The sequence below is a fragment of the Neorhizobium sp. BT27B genome (assembly GCF_050455485.1).
Taxonomy (GTDB): Bacteria; Pseudomonadota; Alphaproteobacteria; order Rhizobiales; family Rhizobiaceae; genus Neorhizobium.
In genome coordinates, this window is sequence record NZ_JBCIYT010000001.1 from 760,390 (window position 1) to 777,307 (window position 16,918).

A 16,918-nucleotide genomic window follows, 5' to 3' on the forward strand; every position below is an offset into this window, starting at 1 on the left:
TGTGCAGGCCGCAAAACGCAAAAAATATTGCCCCTCCTCCTGCCGCACGCTACAGCACTGGCATGACAGCTGAGATCATCGACGGCATCGGGCAGAAACAGGCGGCAATCCATGCGGCCGTGACCGTTCTGAAAGACGGCCAGCCGGTCGTCATTCCCACCGAAACCGTTTACGGCCTTGCCGCCGATGCCACCAATCCGACAGCGATCACCCGCATCTACGAGACCAAGGGCCGGCCGCGTTTCAACCCGCTGATCTGCCATATGGCCGATCTTGCCATGGCAGAACGCCATGCCGAATTCGATCCGATCTCGAAAAAGCTGGCGGAAAAATTCTGGCCGGGACCACTGACGCTGATCCTGCCCTTGAAGGAAGAAGGCCGCCAAATCCATCCGCTGGCAACCGCCGGTCTGGATAGCGTCGGTATCCGTGTGCCCAAGGGTTTCACATCCGATCTCATCCGCGCATTCGACCGGCCGCTGGCCGCCCCGAGCGCCAACACATCGGGAAAGATCAGCCCCACCAGCGCGCGCCATGTGGCAGACGATCTGGGTGAAAAACTTGCGTTGATCATCGATGGCGGTTCGGCTCCGGTCGGGGTCGAATCCACCATTCTGCGTGTCGAGGACGGGAAAATCCGGCTGTTGCGGCCGGGCGGGTTGTCCGTCGAGGATATCGAAGCGGCAACGGGCCTGACGGTCGAGCGTCGCGAGGGACCGGCGGCGATCATTGAGGCGCCGGGCATGCTGGCCTCGCATTATGCACCGGGCGCTGCCGTTCGGCTGGACGCAACCCATGTCGAGGCTGGTGAAGTGCTGATCCGGTTTGGCGGCGTTGTGGTCGAGGGCATCGAGCAGGCGAAAGCCGTGTTCGACCTCAGCCCGAGCGGCGATCTGGCTGAGGCCGCCGCCAACCTCTTCGACTATCTGAAAAGAGCCGACGCCACCGGTGCGGAACGCATTGCCGTCACCGCCATTCCGCAGCATGGGTTGGGCGAAGCGATCAACGACCGGCTGGTGCGCGCCGCCGCCCCTCGCGAATAGTTTTTTTCTGGAGATTGCCGATGGATGCGACCGTGATCGATACCGCCCTGCTCGACCGTTTTGCCGCCATTGTCGGCACCGACAATGCGCTGCGCGATGCAGCCGATCTCGCCCCGCGCCTGACGGAAGATCGTGGCCTTTATCGCGGCACCTCGCCGATGCTGCTGAAACCCGGCTCGACGCAGGAAGTTTCGGCGATCATGAAGCTCGCCAGCGAAACCGGCACGGCGATCGTGCCACAGACCGGTAATACCGGCCTGGTCGGCGGACAGACGCCGCGGGCGGGCAAGGCCGATATCATCCTGTCGCTGGAGCGCATGAACCGCATTCGCGATATCGATCCGGTGGCGAACGTGCTGGTCTGCGATGCCGGCGTCATTTTGGCCGAGGTGCAGCGCGCCGCCGAAGAGGTCAACCGGCTGTTTCCGCTGTCGCTCGGGTCGGAAGGCTCGTGCCGCATCGGCGGCAATCTGTCCACCAATGCCGGCGGCACCGCGGTGCTCGCCTATGGCAATATGCGCCAGCTCTGCCTTGGCCTGGAAGTGGTGCTGCCGACCGGCGAAATCTGGGACGGCCTTCGTCGCCTGAAAAAGGACAATACCGGCTACGACCTGCGCGGTCTGTTCATCGGCGCGGAAGGCACGCTCGGCGTCATCACCGGGGCAGTGCTCAAACTGTTTCCGCGTCCGGTCGGCCATCAGGTGGCTTTTGCGGGCCTGAATTCCACGCAGGATGCGCTAAAACTGTTCGAGAAGGCATCGAGCCTGTGCGGACCGGCGCTGACCGGTTTCGAACTGATGCCGCGCATCGGCGTCGAGTTCACGACAAAACATATCGACGGCGTGCGCGATCCGCTCGAAACGCCGCATGCATGGTACGCGCTGATCGACATTTCCACCTCGGATTCGGCTGAAACCGCCGAGACCATGGTGCAGGCGCTGCTGGAACAGGGGTTTGAGGCGGGTCTTGTGCAGGATGCGGTGATCGCTTCTTCGGGCGCGCAGGCAAAGGCTTTGTGGCACATGCGCGAAAGCATGTCGGGCGCGCAGAAGCCGGAAGGCGGTTCGATCAAGCACGACATTTCCGTGCCGGTGTCGAAAATTCCGGCCTTCATGGCGGAGGCCGAAGCAGCGGTGCTTGCCGCCATTCCCGGAGCGCGTGTCTGTGCCTTCGGGCATCTGGGCGACGGCAATATCCATTACAACATCTCGCAGCCGGTGGGTGCCGACAAGGCGGAGTTTATCGGCCGCTGGCGCGAGGTGAACGAGATCGTGCACGGCATCGTGCTGAAGGCGGGCGGTTCGATTTCCGCCGAACACGGCATCGGCCAGCTGAAGCGCGACGAGCTCGCCCATATCCGCTCCGATATCGAGATGGACCTGATGCGCCGCATCAAGCACGCATTCGATCCGGCCGGCATCATGAACCCCGGCAAGGTGATCGAGGGATAAGGCCAAGTCAATCGCATATGGAATGCGGAGGGCACGCCCAGCCGATCCCCCCCCTTGTGGGGGAGATCGAAGGGAGCAAGCCGCGCCGCCTCAAAGCCATTTGCGATAGCCCTGCCGTCCAAACGGAGCGAAGGGCAGATGATGCGCTGTCGCTACCGCTATCAGCGATACTGGCTCATCGAATAAAGCAGGTCGGCGCTGATGCCGGCGCTGCTGCTGTCGCCGGTCAGAATGCTGAGAGCCGAGGATGAGGAATCACTGTTTTCCAGATCGTAGAGCGCCGTGAACTTGTTGACCATCTTCTGAACCAGATCGGGGTCGGTGAGATCCTCGAGGTTCATGTATTTCTTCACAAGCTCGGCCTGCTTGTCGAGATCCATGTTGGAAAACTCTTCCGGCAGCGAAAAGCTGGTGCGGAAGAATTCCAGAAGGGCCGTATCACCGAGAATGTCGTAGGCGCTAGTGATCGATTTCGACATGCGCTCGAAATAGAGCGCCAGACGCACACCATTATTGTTTTCACCCTGTTCTTCTTCCAGGGTCTGGCGGTTGTAGAGGTTCTCGGTCGCAAGGATCTTGCCCTGCGTCTGGACTGTGGCGCCGTCATCGCGCTTGGCAAGCTTGCCGCTCGTGTCGAAATTGAAGGTGCCGAGGATTTCCGCCCATACCGTGTTGGTCTGCTGGTTGACGAAGCTCTTGGGATCATCGAGATCGGAGGCAAAGACCTGCTTGAGAAAATCCTCGTCGACCGTGTCCGGATCGACGTCGTAAGCCGTCAGCAGAACCTTGACGAGGCGATCGTCGGCGATGAACTCAGACGCGGTCTTGATGCTCAGCATCTTTTCCGAATAATATTTCGTCTCGACCGATGCCTCTTCCTTCGCCTTGCTCTGGGCGGTGATGTTTTCCCTGACCTTCTTGCCGGTGTCGTCCTCGGTTTCCTTAGTGCCGATCTTCTTCTCGTTGTCGATGAACCGGGTCACCTTGACGATATAGTCAGAGGCGACGGACTTGATCGTACCTTCCGTCTGCGCCGAAAGCGCGGTGGTGATGCCGCCATCCTTGGTGAAGTTGAAGGCCTGCGCCAGCGTCAGATACCGTTCGTCATTGAGCTTATAGGCATAGCTCTTCGAATCGGTCAGATCGCTGGTCAGCACCTGCTTGATGGTGGATTTCGACACGGTATCGGGATCGAGACCGACGGCCTTCAGGGCGAAATTGTAGACATCCGCCGTGGACATGAACTCCGCGACGGAATCGACCTCTGCAATTGCCGTCTTGTAGAGGTTGATGGCCTTTTCGTCGGCTTCGTCCTGATCGTCGTTGTAATGGCTGAAATAGCGGTTGGCGACGGACGTCGCCTGTGCCTCGGTCTGCGCTTCACCGGCGGCAACCGTGCCGTCGGTGTTGAAGTTGAACGAATTGGCCAGTTCCAGATACTTCGGATTGGTCTTGCCGTAGATGTTGGCATAACTGCCCGGATCATCCAGATCGCTGGTGAGGATCTGCTCGACCGTGGCGCGCACGACCGTCAGTTCGGTCATGTCGAACGCGGTACGGATGTAGTTATACATGCGGGTGTCGGTGAGGATGTCGTTGACGTCATCCACCGTCGCCATTTTCGCATTGAAATAATCGCGCTCGGCAACCGCCGTGGCCGAAGACAGGCGTTCCTGCCTGCTCAGGTAAAGACTGTTGATGGTCGCCTTCTGCTCGGCCGTCTGGGCGCCTTCCTCCGGCATGGTGCCGTCAGTGCCAAAATTGAACGCATCGGCCATGTCGTAATAGGTCTGGATCTTGTCGAGCGAGGCCTGGTAACCACTGATCTCCGTCTGGATCTTGCTTTTCTCAGCGGTCGTCGTGGCGGCAGAGAGACGGGTTTGTGCATCGGCCTTTTTGGTGTTCAGATCATCGCGCTGCACGCCCATCGTGGTGTTGATATAGCTGTCCGGGTCGCTGATATCGCTGGACAGCACATTCTTGACGGTGGCGCGCGAGTAATATTTTTCGTCGAGACCGTAGGACGTCAGCAGGTAAGACCGCAGACGCTCGTTGTTGAGAAGCGCATCGGCGCTGCCCACCTGATCCATCATGGTGTTGAAATAGGCGGTTTCGGTGGAAACGCTGGCTTCCTTTTCCGCCATCGTCGTCCCGTAGAGATCGGTCAGGTTCTCGATCTGGCCCGCGGACTGCGCCGCCGCTTCGGACGTCGAAAAATTGAAGGCGTTGGCAAAATCGCGGTAACGGTCATCGGCCAGCTTGTTGGCAAAGCTGTCATCGTCGGACAGATCGCTATCCAGGATTTTTTTCATGAACGCCTTGGCGTAGGTCATGTCTTCCAGACCGTAGGCCTTCATGGCGTAGGCATAGAGCCTGTAATCGTCCATGAATTCGTCGACGGTGGTGACCTTGCCGATATTGGCTTCGTAATAATCGGCTTCGCGCTTGACGGCAGACTGGTTCGATACCCGCTTGAGGCTGGCCGACAGATCGCGGTTGACCAGATCGTAGCTGAGATATGTCGATACCATGCGGATGCCCTCTTCATGCCTTCGCGGTGTCGCTGCCTGATGTTTTACACAGGTCCGCTTAAGGAATTCCTTTCGTCATTCTCTCACCCAAGCCTTGTCCGGGCCTGTCCCTGTTTCGCCTTGGCACGCAACGTTTCAGCTCCGCACAGAACCGGCGATATTCATATTCTCGAAACCGTAACAGATTCGGATTTGCTAACCATCTGAACCGGCAGGGATTTCTTAACCGCAATTTTTAAGCGGTTCTGGAAGGGCCGCGCCTATGTTGAGGCCATCAGAGGACAAAAGTCCCGGTGAGATGTCGGAAACGGCTCTCAGGTAAAACAAGGGTGCATTAAATGACACAATCGGTTCTGAAGCCCGAATGGGCCGGATCAGCTCTGCGGCTCGACCCCGCACGTATTCTCCAGCAGATCAGCTACAGCCTGCGCGGCGCCGACGGCGATGTATCCATCACGATAGACGAGCGCGGCGCGGTTCTGCGCAAGATCCTGCCCCAGAGCGGCCTGCCGATGTCCTTTGCCCTGCCGGCCCGCGCCTTCAAGGGTGTTGCAGCGCGTGCCATCGATCATGGCGATGGCGAAGTGACGGTGACGCTCGAACTGCATCACGAAGATGCCAGCCTGTGCGTGCCGCTTTTGGTGGCGCATGACCTGTGCGACATCGCTGCCGACTGGCGCTCGTGGTCCGAAGCCTTCCATATCCCGATGCTGATGGTGGAAGCCGACGGCGTTGCCCGTCCGCTGGAAAACCACCTTGGCGAAGTGCGCCAGAGCGCCCCCACCCAGCGCCGCCGCCATTCCTACTTTGCCGCCCGTCGTCCGCGGTTCCTGGTGCGCCGTACGACCGGCAGCCTAGGTGTGGCGATGAAGATCGAAGGCAAGGAAATCATTGCCCGCCGTTAAGGCGAAATATGTTTCAAAAACGAACAAGGCCCGGTCGCGAGACCGGGCCTTGTTCGTTTCAGCGGTTGAAATCAATCAGGAAAACGAAGCCAGCGATACCATCAGCGCGATAAAGATCACACAGCCGACACGGCCGTTCGACTTGAACAGGCGAAGGCAATGATCCGGATTGTCGATTTCGAGAATGAGGATCTGCCAGGCGAACATGATTGCCGCCACAGCAAGGCCGAGATAGCCGAGGAAGCCGACGCCGGCGGTCGCAAAAGCCAGAATCAGAAACAGCAGCGCCAGACCGTAAAGACCGATCAGCCATGCCTTGGTGTTTTCGGCAAACAGCCGCGCGGTCGAACGTACGCCGACCAGCGCATCGTCCTCCTTGTCCTGATGGGCGTAGATCGTGTCGTAACCGATCGTCCAGGTGACGGCCGCCAGATAGAGCCAGACGGAAGCCCAGGACACTTCGGCAAAAAGCGCCGACCAGCCCATCAGCGCACCCCATGAAAAGGCAAGACCGAGGAAGAACTGCGGCCAGTCGGTAAAGCGCTTGGCGAAAGGATAGATCGCCACCACGACCAGCGACAGGATGCCGAGGAAAATGGAAAACAGGTTGAACTGCAACAGGACCCAAAGGCCGACCAGCGCCTGCGCGCCTAAAAACAGTTTTGCTTCGGTGCGGCTGACCCGGCCCGACGGCAACGGCCTTGAGCGGGTGCGCGCCACTTCCATGTCGATATCGTGATCGATCAGATCGTTATAGGTGCAGCCGGCGCCACGCATGGCGACCGAACCGAGGAAGAACAGGAAGAGATAGATCAGCACCCAGCCGAGTGAAAACCGGCCATCGGCGGCATCATGATTGGCGGCGAGCGCCACCGACCAGAAGCACGGCCACATCAGGAGCTGCCAGCCGATCGGCCGGTCCCAGCGGGCAAGCTGGGCATAGGGCCAGGCGGCACGCGGCAGCACGTGGTAGACCCAGTTGTCGGAAGGCGCATCGGCCACGCGGCCGGTATCATCGGGGGCGTTTGTCATGCCCGGTTTCTGCCCCGCGGCGGAGATTTGGTCAAGCGGGCGTTAATTGCCTGCACCTCACCGACAAGCGTGCACTGCCATCATCAGGCCTTGCGACCGCGCCCCCGATTGGATTGCTGTGATTCCTTCGCTGAATCGGAAAAACCCGGCGGCTTGCCTTTTACCCAGGCCACGAATTTCTGCACGGCAGCGTCTTCAAGAATGGCCTCGATCGTGGAGAACTTCTTGGCGAGTTGGGCATCGGTAAAAATCGAATGTATCTGGTCGTGGCAGATACGGTGCAGGGCGACGGTTTGTTTGCCGCCCTTGCTCTTGGGCACCAGATGATGCGCATCCATCTGCTCGTCCGGGATGACTCGCTCGCAGAGTGGACAAAACACCGGCTCCGGCTGCGCCTCGTCCCATGAAGCGAATTCATCTCTATTCTTGCGGGCCATCGGTCGATCTTTCCTGATGCGGTGCCCCGTAGAATGTTTTTCGGGGGCGACTGCTGTCATGATTATGCGTTTGGCAATAGCACGAATTCATCCGAATGGCTTGGGCGCTTTCGACCAGAAACGGTGCATGAGGCCGCTTTGCATAGCCGTTTTCGCTTCAAACCACCTTCGGCAACGGCGGCCCTTCAGCACAAATACATTGAAGCCTGCAGCTCGACCCCATACACCCATCTCACGCAAGGTCATTGCCATAGCCGGCCCCTTACCCGGGACGCGTGTGCCGGCATGAATGCAAGCTGACAAAGGAACCCGATGTCGATCACTGTACAGAAAACAATCCCCGCCGCGCGTATGCGTCAGTTCCATCAAATGGTTGATCGCTGGCTTGCGGAAGGTCCGATCAAGCTCGCGACGAATGCCACGATTACCGCATTGGACAATGCCGGGATCCCGAAGGCTGAACAGACAGCGATCATCGAGGACCGGGACATCATCATGAAGCACAATATGCGCCTCGGGGTCATCAGCGAAGTATTCGCAGCAGCCATCGAGAAATCGGTGAATTCGTCTCGGTCGGAAAACGATGCGCGCGATGAGATCGCCCGATTGATTGTGACCGCAATTGGCATCCGTCAAGGCGACGACAGTGAACTGGTCACATTCACCTTCGCCACTCAAAGTGAGGCAGATGCATTCGATGCAGCCATCTGACGTTCTGCCCGTTCGTTTTTTCTCGGATTGATTGGATCAATGCGGAGCACTGTCGCAAGGATATTCCTGGCTGTGGCTTTTATCGCCCTTATCGGAAGCCTTGTCGCTTTCACGATCGCGCTATTTCCCTGGAGCTTGCTCATGCTCGGCATACTCCTCTTCATTGCGGCCTGCATATCGGTTGCTCATCTTCGTTGAGAAGATCGTCAATCAACGCCCACCACATCCGCATCCGCCATCTCCCCCACACCGAGGGAGATGGCGGATGCGCTTATCGTTTCTTCATCGCTTCCGCCAGCGCCGCGCCAAAAGCGCCCTGGCTTGCCGGCTTTTCGGTATTCATCAGTTTCGGATTGACCGGTTTGCCGCGATCGCCACCACGCGGACCGGGCGGCGGCGTATCGCCACCATCCTTGCGCATGGTGAGCGCGATGCGCTTGCGCTTCACATCCACTTCGACGACGCGCACCTTCACGACATCGCCGGCCTTCACCACTTCATGCGGATCCTTGACGAACTTGTCGGCCAGTTGCGAAACGTGCACGAGCCCATCCTGATGCACGCCGATATCGACGAAGGCGCCAAAGGCGGCGACATTGGTCACCGTGCCTTCCAGCAGCATACCGATCTTGAGGTCGGTAATCTCGTCGATGCCGTCCGCAAAGGTCGCGGTCTTGAAGCTGGGGCGCGGGTCGCGGCCGGGTTTTTCCAGCTCGGCGATGATGTCCTTGACGGTCGGCAGACCAAATTGTTCGTCGATGAACTGGCGCGGATCGACGGCTTTGAGCGCCGCGCTGTCACCCATCAGCGTGCGCAGGTCACGGCCGCAGGCGGCAACGATCTTTTTGGCTACACCATAAGCTTCCGGGTGGACGGAGGACGCATCGAGCGGCTCCTTGCCGTTCGGGATACGCAGGAAGCCGGCCGCCTGTTCGAATGTGCGATTGCCGAGGCGTGCGACTTTCAGCAGGTCCTTGCGGCTGGCGAATGCGCCATTGGCATCGCGGTGGGACACAATGGCTTCGGCGATCGATTTGCTGAGGCCCGAGACGCGGGCAAGCAGTGGTGCGGAGGCCATATTGAGATCGACGCCGACCGCGTTCACGGCATCTTCGACCACCGCATCCAGCGAGCGGGCAAGCTTGCCCTGATCGACATCGTGCTGGTACTGGCCGACGCCGATTGCCTTGGGTTCGATCTTCACCAGTTCCGCCAGCGGATCCTGCAGGCGCCGCGCGATAGAGACGGCACCGCGCAAGGAGACGTCGAGGCCGGGGAATTCCAGCGCTGCGGTTTCCGATGCCGAATAGACCGAGGCGCCGGCTTCCGAGACGATGACTTTTGTCGGCTTCGCGCCCGGAAGGTTGGTGAGCAGGTCAGCGACCAGCTTTTCAGTTTCGCGGCTGCCGGTACCGTTGCCGATCGAGATCAGTTCGACATTGTGTTTGCGGATGAGTGCCGCAAGCTCGGTCTGCGCGCCGCGCACGTCATTACGCGGCTGGAACGGATAGACCGTGGAGGTGTCGATGAGCTTGCCGGTGGCATCGACGATCGCCACCTTGACGCCGGTGCGGATGCCCGGATCGAGGCCCATCGTGGCCCGTGAACCGGCGGGAGCCGCCAGCAACAGGTCTTTGAGATTGCGGGCGAAAACCTGGATCGCCTCGGCTTCGGCGCGCTCACGCATCTCGCGCATCAGGTCGAGAGACAGCGACATCGACAGTTTCACACGCCATGTCCAGCCGGCGACTTCCATCAGCCAGCGGTCGCTTGCCCCCTTGTCGCGGATATCGAAGGCCATGGCGATGATGCGCTGCGCCGGTTTGACCGGTGACGTGTCATCGGCATCGACCTCGATGGTGAGCGTCAGAAACTCCTCGTTCCAGCCGCGCAACATGGCGAGCGCGCGGTGGCCGGGGGCTGTCGCCCAGCGTTCGGTATGGTCGAAATAATCGGCGAATTTTGCACCCGCCTCCTGCTTGCCATCGACCACCCGTGCCTTCAGCTGCGCGCCGTCGCGCATGTGATTGCGCAGGCGTCCAAGCAGGTCGGCATTTTCGGAAATGGTTTCGGCAACGATATCGCGGGCACCTTCCAGCGCCACTTTCAGGTCGGTCACTTCGCCGGTGATATAGGCTTGCGCCAGCGCGGCCGGATCGGAGGAACGGTCGGCCCAGATCGCTTCGGCCAGCGGGCCTAGGCCGCGCTCGCGGGCGATTTCGGCGCGGGTGCGGCGCTTGGGCTTGTAGGGAAGATAAAGATCTTCCAGTTCCGCCTTGGTGACGGCCTTGGCGAGTTTCACCGCCAGATCGTCGGTCATTTTCCCTTGGCCGTTGATGCTGTCGACGATCGACGAGCGCCGGGCTTCCAGTTCGCGCAGATAGACGAGGCGTTCGGCGAGGTTGCGCAGCTGCGTATCATCCAGACCGCCGGTCACTTCCTTGCGGTAACGGGCGATGAAGGGAACGGTCGCGCCCTCGTCGAGAAGTCCGATGGCGGCGACGGCCTGATCGGGCCGCGAATTGATCTCGGCGGCAATGGTGACGGCGAGGGAGCGGATGTCAGCGGCCATGGGGTTCTCACGTACAAATTCGGAGTGGCGACCATAGTCGAACTTTGTGGCATGACAACGCAGGCATTCAGGCCTCCACAGCTTTGCCTTCGACCTGCACCGTTCCGGCACAAATGGTTACCGGATCGTAACCATGTCGACAGCCATGCGAAATGACAGGTTCTCATATTGGGGCGCCTTCCTATACTTCCCCCTGTCGCATGATGCGACATTCAGAGTGGAGATGTTCATGCCAAAGAAGGTTGCCAGGATTCTTGCAGCCGACGATGCAGTCGGCACCGAAGAACTGGAGGCAGTTATCCATTACCTCAACAATAAGTTGTACTTAGCAAAAATAAACAATGAGCCCGTTCCCTTCCTCACCTATCGCAACAGACGGATTTTCGAAGCGACGTTGATGATACGGACGGACCCGTTCGCCCCCTGACCATGCCTCTCCGGCCGCTCCCACGGCCGGGGAATTCCTAAGGTGAAACATGGTTGGAAAACACCAAGTTTACCCTCAGCCCTTGACCTTTCCGCCCCCCCCGATTAACCGCCCCTTAGCCACATTTACGGGCTAAACCTATGGCGAGACAAAGAGGCGGAATATGAAAGTTCTTCTGATCGGTTCCGGTGGCCGCGAGCATGCGCTGGCCTGGAAATTGGCCCAGTCGCCCCGCCTCACCAAACTTTTCGTGGCCCCCGGCAATCCCGGTATGGCCGACAGCGCCACGCTGGTCGATATCGGCATCGATGATCACGCCGCCATTCTCGACTTCTGCAAGAGCAAGGCGATCGATTTCGTGGTCGTCGGCCCGGAAGGCCCGCTGGTCGCCGGTATCGCCGATTTCCTGCGCGCCGAAGGATTTGTCGTGTTCGGCCCCTCCATGGCAGCCGCCCAGCTGGAAGGCTCCAAGGGTTTCACCAAGGATATCTGCGCCCGCTACGACATCCCGACCGGCGCCTACAAGCGTTTCACCAATGGTGACGCTGCAAAAGCCTATGTCATCGAACAGGGCGCACCGATCGTCGTGAAGGCCGATGGCCTTGCCGCCGGCAAGGGCGTCACCGTCGCCATGACCATCGAGGAGGCACTCGCCGCCATCAGCGACTGTTTTGACGGCGCGTTCGGCGCGGCCGGCGCCGAAGTGGTGGTGGAAGCCTATCTCGACGGCGAGGAAGCGAGCTTCTTCTGCCTTTCCGACGGCAAGACGGCCCTGGCGCTGGCAACGGCGCAGGATCACAAGCGCGTCGGCGATGCCGATACCGGCCCCAATACCGGCGGCATGGGCGCCTATTCGCCTGCCCCGGTTATGACACCCGACATGGTGGAACGCACCATGAAGGAAATCATCGAGCCGACCATTCGCGGCATGGCGGAAAGCGGTTATCCGTTTACCGGCGTCTTCTTTGCCGGCCTGATGATCACCCAGAAGGGCCCGGAACTGATCGAATACAATGTGCGCTTCGGTGACCCGGAAACCCAGGTCCTGCTGATGCGGCTGAAGAGCGACCTTCTGGAGCTGCTGTATGCGGCCTCCACCGGCACGCTCGATCAGGTCTCCGCCGAATGGAGCGACGATGTGGCGCTGACCGTGGTGATGGCCTCGAAAGGTTATCCTGCCAACTACGACAAGAACACGCCGATCACCGCGCTTCCCCAGACCACCGATGGCGAAAAGGTCTTTCATGCCGGCACGGCACTGAAGGATGGCCAGCTGGTTGCAACCGGCGGCCGCGTGCTGAACGTGACGGCGACCGGCCCGACCGTTGCCGAGGCGCAGGCCCGCGCCTATGCGCTGGTCGAAGGCGTGGAATGGGAAAACGGTTTTTGCCGCCGCGACATCGGCTGGCGTGCCGTGGCGCGCGAACAGGGCTGATCGCCAGAGTTCGCAGCGCGTTATCGCATAGGAAGCAAGTCCCCCTCTGCCCTGCCGGGCATCTCCCCCACAAGGGGGGAGAAAACTAGCCGCAAACACCTGCCCCAATTGAGCTACCGCGGAACGGCTGGGTTAAGCCCTCCCCCTTGTGGGGGTCCAAAGGACGGGTGAGACCCGTGGCTCTCCCCGGTTGGTTGGGAGGGGTTTTCTTTCATACGCGGCTGCCCTGCCCTCAAGGGGGAGATCAAAGAGAGCAAGCCGCTGCCTTCTCCCAATCCATAAACGACTGCCACCCACGCGACCTGACCAATCCCCACCACCTGTGCCAACTCGGCATTCGTTCAAAATTTACCAAGTATCGTGACCGGATGGCAAGGAAACCGGGGGTAAGCTTGCGGACAGCAAAATTGCGTCCGGCCGCGAATGCGCGGCAGCAAACCCGGAGACTTGTCATGCGTGCTCTTGTTCTGACTGCGGCGATCCTTTCGATCGGCAGCCCGGTACTGGCCTCATCGATCACGCAACTGGTCGAGACCGGCCACACCACCAGCATCGTTACAAAGATGTGCACCACATGCGACAAGGTTGCACCTGCAAAGCCGGATGAAGGCGCCGGCATCTACAAGGTGCCCGCGCTTGGCCCCGATATTCAGAAAACCGAAATCCGCGACATCAACGGCCAGCAGAAGCTTGTGCGCACCGAAGGATGGTGGGGCGGTTCGCCGGTGACCTTCATCAGCAAGATGCCGGAATGGCTGTCTACGCCGGAACAGAAAGCGGACGCCACGCTTCCGGTGCGCAGCGGCCCGATCGACACCGCCCGCGCCGTGCTGCCGTCAACGCCGGATGGTATCGATGCCGATGCCACGACAGCCGCTGTCGGCGAGCAACCGAGCGAACGTGCCGGCGACGCCGCTGCCGAGCAGGACGATTTTCGCGGCTTCGAACTGCGCCAACAATAAAGTCCGCTGACGAGCTTAACATCAGCTCATGTCTTACGAAGGCGTCACCCATGTGGCGCCTTCTTTCGTTTTGCAGCCACAACCATCAGCGACGCATCTCTACTGTCTTATTCAAATAGAAATATGGACGATCTCATGGATTTATTTGGATAAACGTCTAAAAACAACCTATGGATTTAAAAAATCCAAGCAACCAAAACTGAACATTGCTTTCGAAGCGAGAAACACTCCTGATTAAAGTTTTATTTAATCATCCCGTATAAATGCAGGGGTGTGCGATGCAGCATATCTCCGGCGCAGGATGCGCTTTTCTTACCGATACAGAAACGCGTTGAGGCTGCATCGATTGCGGCCCGATCCACCTTGAGGGCTCCATGAAGAACCTGAAGATTTCCCATCAGCTTGTGCTGCTAGTACTGACCCTGATGGTTGGATTTGCGATCGGCACATATTTCATACTCCAGGCCTCGACCACGGCCATCTATGCCGAACGCTATGCCATGCTGCGCACGCAGGTGGAATCCGGCATCGGCATCATGAAATCCTTCCAGGCCCGTGAGGCCAAGGGCGAGATGACCCGCGAGGAAGCCCAGAAACAGGCTTTTGCCGCGATCTCCGCCATGACCTTCCAGCCGGACGGTTACCTTTACGCCTATGACTATGACATCACGATGCGTCTGCATCCGGACCCGAAGCGGCTCGGGCAGAACTTCAAGGGCAAGCCTGACGTCACCGGCTTCATGTATCGCGACGAGCTGGTGAAGATCGGCCGCAATGGTGGCGGCACCGCCGATTTCCTCGGCCCGAAGCCGGGCCAGCAGGGCGACGGTTTCCGCAAGAGCTCCTATGCGCTTTCCTTCGAGCCGTGGCAGCTGGTTCTGGTGACGGGCGTTTATGTGGATGACCTCGAAGCCCAGATCCGCGGCGATGTCTTCAAGGCCGTTGGTATCGGCGCCGTCATTCTGGTGCTCGGCTCCATCCTTGCCTTCATTGTCATCCGCAACATTTCCAAGCCGCTCGGCGATATCCGTTCGGCTCTCAATGCGGTGGCCGACGAGAATGTCGACCTTTCCATTCCGCATACCGGCATGAAGAACGAGGTGGGCCTGATGGCCCGCGCCACGCAGGCCCTGCAGCAGAAGGTGCGCGAGCGCCATGCGATGGAAGAACGCCAGCAGCGCCAACAGGAAGAGCTTGACGGCGAACGCCAGCAGAACCTCGACAACCAACGCGGCGAGGCCGAATTGCAGGCCCGCGTCGTGTCCACCATCGGCAAGTCGCTGGCGGCACTGGCACAGGGTGACCTGACCGTGCGTTGCGACGATCTTGGGTCTCGCTATGCCGACCTGCGCGACAATTTCAACGAGGCGCTGTCGCATCTCGAAGCCGCCATGGCCAAGGTCAATTCCAAGGGCGTCGATATCGGCGGCTCCAAGGAAGAGATCCGCCGCGCTTCCAACGAGTTGTCGCAGCGCACCGAGCGTCAGGCGGCCAATCTGGAAGAAACTTCGGCGGCTCTGGACGAACTGGCTGTTGCCGTGCGCCAGACCGCTTCGGGTGCCAAGGAAGCCGCACAACGCGTCACCTCGGTCAGCAATGAAGCCACCCGCAGCGATGCGGTCGTTGCCCAGGCGATCGGTGCTATGAGCGGCATCGAACAGTCTTCGGACGAGATCACCAAGATCATTTCCGTGATCGACGAGATCGCCTTCCAGACCAACCTTCTGGCACTCAACGCGGGTGTCGAGGCCGCACGCGCCGGCGAAAGCGGCAAGGGTTTTGCCGTCGTCGCCCAGGAAGTGCGCGAACTGGCACAGCGTTCCGCTGCCGCCGCCAAGGAGATCAAGGAGCAGATTTCCCGCTCTTCCGGCCAGGTGCAGAACGGCGTTCGTCTTGTCGGCGAGGCGGGCGAGGCGCTGAAGCGGATTTCCGATCAGGTGAAGGCAGCCAGCGACGAAGTGAGCAAGATCGCCCATTCGGCAGCCGAGCAGGACACGACACTGCGCTCGATCACATCCTCGCTGAACCAGCTGGATGCGGCGACCCAGCGCAATGCCGCAATGGCCGAGGAAACCACGGCATCGGCCGAAACACTGGCGGCCGATACCGACGAACTTCTGGGGCTGATCCGTGGCTTCAAGATCGGCAATGGCGGAAACGCGAGCGCCGGCCTGCATCAGATGGCCGGGCAGATGCGCCGGGCAAGCTGATACACTTTTAAAGAGCTACGCGGGGGACGCGGGGTGGGAAAGCCGTCAGTGCCGAAAGGTGCTAGCGGTTTTCTCGCTTTCAGGCGCCGAGCACTGCGGCCAGTTCCTCGATCTGACGATCGGAATAAACGGCGATACCGGCGCGCGCCATCAATGCCGCGGTGACGCCATTGCCGACGAGCTTTTTACCCGCAAACGAACCGTCATAGATAAAACCTGAGCCGCAGGACGGGCTGCCATCAATCAGCAGCGCGTGGGTGCAGCCATTGGCTTGAGCAAAAGCCACGGCCTTCTCCGCCCCCGCAATAAATTCCGCCGAAACATCCCCACCGGTGATTTCCATCACCCTTGCTCGACCGCAGAGCACATCCTCACCCGACAAACCGTTTTCGATTTCCGCCGCCGGCCGCGGCACGGGCATGCCTACCGCCATTTCCGGGCATATCGTCACCACCCTGCCCTCTTCTTTCCAGCGTTCCAGAAGCGGATGCGCAAGCGGTTTTCCCTTGCCGTCATAACGAACGGCATGGCCGAGAAGACAGGCGCTGACGAGGATTCTTTTTGGGGAAGTCATTCAGTCAAAACCGAGATGGTGGAGGGCATCGCTCTTTTCGTGGAGGATGCGGATAATTTCAACCGAGCCATCTGAATTGGTCGCATAGAATATGAGATGCACGCCCGCACGACGACGGCGATAGCCAGACTTGATGCCCCTCACCGTTTGTCCCGACAAGGGTCGTTCGCCGATCTGGCTGATGATGTGGAGGATCTGGCTCAGATAAGTCTCGGCCTGTATCGCAGACCACTGCTCGCGCGTGTAATAACCGATATCGATGAAATCCCTTTCCGCGCGCGGACTGAGATGAACATCAACCACGCTTCCTCCATGACTCGCGCACGGAAGCCATGAGCGCCTCCGGGTCAAAGGGAATTGGCTCACCGCTCTGCTCGCCTTCGATCAGCGCCTCACGGAGCTTGGCATATTTGGCCTGCTCGGCCTCCAGAAGCCGCAAACCGGCTTCAACGACGGCTTCGGGCGTATCGAAACCACCATGCTCCATTTCGCCTCGAACGAAACTGGCGAGCGGTTCGCCGATTGTCACTTGCACAGGCTTGTTCATGACGGCTCCAGAGTGAGGTGGAAGCGGCAGACTAGCATGGGTCGGCAACGCTGTCAGGTGAGCGCAACGCCCACCACCGTC

Annotated in this window: 15 protein-coding genes; 8 read left to right on the forward strand and 7 right to left on the reverse strand. The window is 59.8% G+C overall.

Translation table 11 applies throughout. The features are described from left to right. Window positions 1-62 precede the first annotated feature (62 nt). Together AAIH70_RS04025 and AAIH70_RS04030 are read left to right on the forward strand one after the other, a co-directional pair. Window positions 63-1,043, forward strand: coding sequence for an L-threonylcarbamoyladenylate synthase (locus tag AAIH70_RS04025; protein WP_132272859.1), 981 nt, complete (start codon window positions 63-65; stop codon window positions 1,041-1,043). A gap of 20 nt (window positions 1,044-1,063) precedes the next feature. Continuing rightward, window positions 1,064-2,494: an FAD-binding oxidoreductase gene (locus AAIH70_RS04030; RefSeq protein WP_132272858.1), complete on the forward strand. Its 1,431-nt coding sequence runs from the start codon at window positions 1,064-1,066 to the stop codon at window positions 2,492-2,494. A gap of 161 nt (window positions 2,495-2,655) precedes the next feature. On the opposite strand, the gene AAIH70_RS04035 is transcribed toward AAIH70_RS04030, so the two are convergent. Further along, window positions 2,656-5,025, reverse strand: coding sequence for a DUF1217 domain-containing protein (locus AAIH70_RS04035; RefSeq protein ID WP_132272857.1), 2,370 nt, complete (start codon window positions 5,023-5,025; stop codon window positions 2,656-2,658). A 338-nt stretch (window positions 5,026-5,363) separates the two neighbouring features. Between AAIH70_RS04035 and AAIH70_RS04040 the strand changes: the two genes are divergently transcribed. Next, window positions 5,364-5,930 (forward strand): DUF6101 family protein, encoded by a 567-nt coding sequence (locus AAIH70_RS04040; RefSeq protein ID WP_132272856.1) that lies wholly within the window; start codon window positions 5,364-5,366, stop codon window positions 5,928-5,930. Between the two features lie 75 nt (window positions 5,931-6,005). Here AAIH70_RS04040 and ubiA read toward each other — a convergent pair whose 3' ends face one another. Together ubiA and AAIH70_RS04050 are read right to left on the reverse strand one after the other, a co-directional pair. Further along, a complete protein-coding gene (gene ubiA / locus AAIH70_RS04045; protein ID WP_132272855.1) occupies window positions 6,006-6,962 on the reverse strand; it encodes a 4-hydroxybenzoate octaprenyltransferase in 957 nt (318 codons plus the stop codon). 83 nt (window positions 6,963-7,045) lie between these two features. Continuing rightward, window positions 7,046-7,399 carry an HNH endonuclease gene (locus AAIH70_RS04050; RefSeq protein ID WP_132272854.1) on the reverse strand — a complete coding sequence of 118 codons (354 nt, stop codon included), beginning with the start codon at window positions 7,397-7,399 and terminating at the stop codon, window positions 7,046-7,048. Between the two features lie 312 nt (window positions 7,400-7,711). Between AAIH70_RS04050 and AAIH70_RS04055 the strand changes: the two genes are divergently transcribed. Continuing rightward, on the forward strand, window positions 7,712-8,110 hold the full coding sequence (locus AAIH70_RS04055; RefSeq protein ID WP_132272853.1) for a hypothetical protein: 399 nt from the start codon (window positions 7,712-7,714) through the stop codon (window positions 8,108-8,110). Window positions 8,111-8,381: 271 nt separating this feature from the next. Here the strand turns inward: AAIH70_RS04055 and AAIH70_RS04060 are convergent, their stop codons facing one another. Beyond that, the gene (locus AAIH70_RS04060) at window positions 8,382-10,682 is read right to left on the reverse strand and encodes a Tex family protein (protein ID WP_132272852.1); all 2,301 of its coding nucleotides are present in this window, start codon (window positions 10,680-10,682) and stop codon (window positions 8,382-8,384) included. Between the two features lie 133 nt (window positions 10,683-10,815). Between AAIH70_RS04060 and AAIH70_RS04065 the strand changes: the two genes are divergently transcribed. From AAIH70_RS04065 to AAIH70_RS04080, 4 genes are all read left to right on the forward strand, one after another. Next, window positions 10,816-11,109 carry a hypothetical protein gene (locus AAIH70_RS04065; RefSeq protein WP_430033198.1) on the forward strand — a complete coding sequence of 98 codons (294 nt, stop codon included), beginning with the start codon at window positions 10,816-10,818 and terminating at the stop codon, window positions 11,107-11,109. 163 nt (window positions 11,110-11,272) lie between these two features. After that, on the forward strand, window positions 11,273-12,544 hold the full coding sequence (gene purD, locus AAIH70_RS04070) for a phosphoribosylamine--glycine ligase (RefSeq protein WP_132272850.1): 1,272 nt from the start codon (window positions 11,273-11,275) through the stop codon (window positions 12,542-12,544). Between the two features lie 452 nt (window positions 12,545-12,996). Next, complete coding sequence (locus tag AAIH70_RS04075) at window positions 12,997-13,506, forward strand: plant virulence effector HPE1-like domain-containing protein (RefSeq protein WP_132272849.1); 510 nt, start codon at window positions 12,997-12,999, stop codon at window positions 13,504-13,506. A gap of 374 nt (window positions 13,507-13,880) precedes the next feature. Further along, entirely contained in the window at window positions 13,881-15,716 is a 1,836-nt protein-coding gene (locus AAIH70_RS04080) for a methyl-accepting chemotaxis protein (protein WP_132272848.1), read from the forward strand. A gap of 79 nt (window positions 15,717-15,795) precedes the next feature. Here the strand turns inward: AAIH70_RS04080 and AAIH70_RS04085 are convergent, their stop codons facing one another. Genes AAIH70_RS04085 through AAIH70_RS04095 form a run of 3 tightly spaced genes read right to left on the reverse strand, consistent with a single transcriptional unit; the run spans window position 15,796 to window position 16,837 of the window. Continuing rightward, entirely contained in the window at window positions 15,796-16,290 is a 495-nt protein-coding gene (locus tag AAIH70_RS04085) for a DUF523 domain-containing protein (RefSeq protein ID WP_132272847.1), read from the reverse strand. Continuing rightward, window positions 16,291-16,593 carry a type II toxin-antitoxin system RelE/ParE family toxin gene (locus tag AAIH70_RS04090; RefSeq protein WP_165931964.1) on the reverse strand — a complete coding sequence of 101 codons (303 nt, stop codon included), beginning with the start codon at window positions 16,591-16,593 and terminating at the stop codon, window positions 16,291-16,293. Beyond that, window positions 16,586-16,837, reverse strand: coding sequence for a type II toxin-antitoxin system ParD family antitoxin (locus tag AAIH70_RS04095; RefSeq protein WP_132272845.1), 252 nt, complete (start codon window positions 16,835-16,837; stop codon window positions 16,586-16,588). The genes AAIH70_RS04090 and AAIH70_RS04095 overlap by 8 nt, the downstream gene beginning before the upstream one ends. Between the last annotated feature and the right edge of the window lie 81 nt (window positions 16,838-16,918).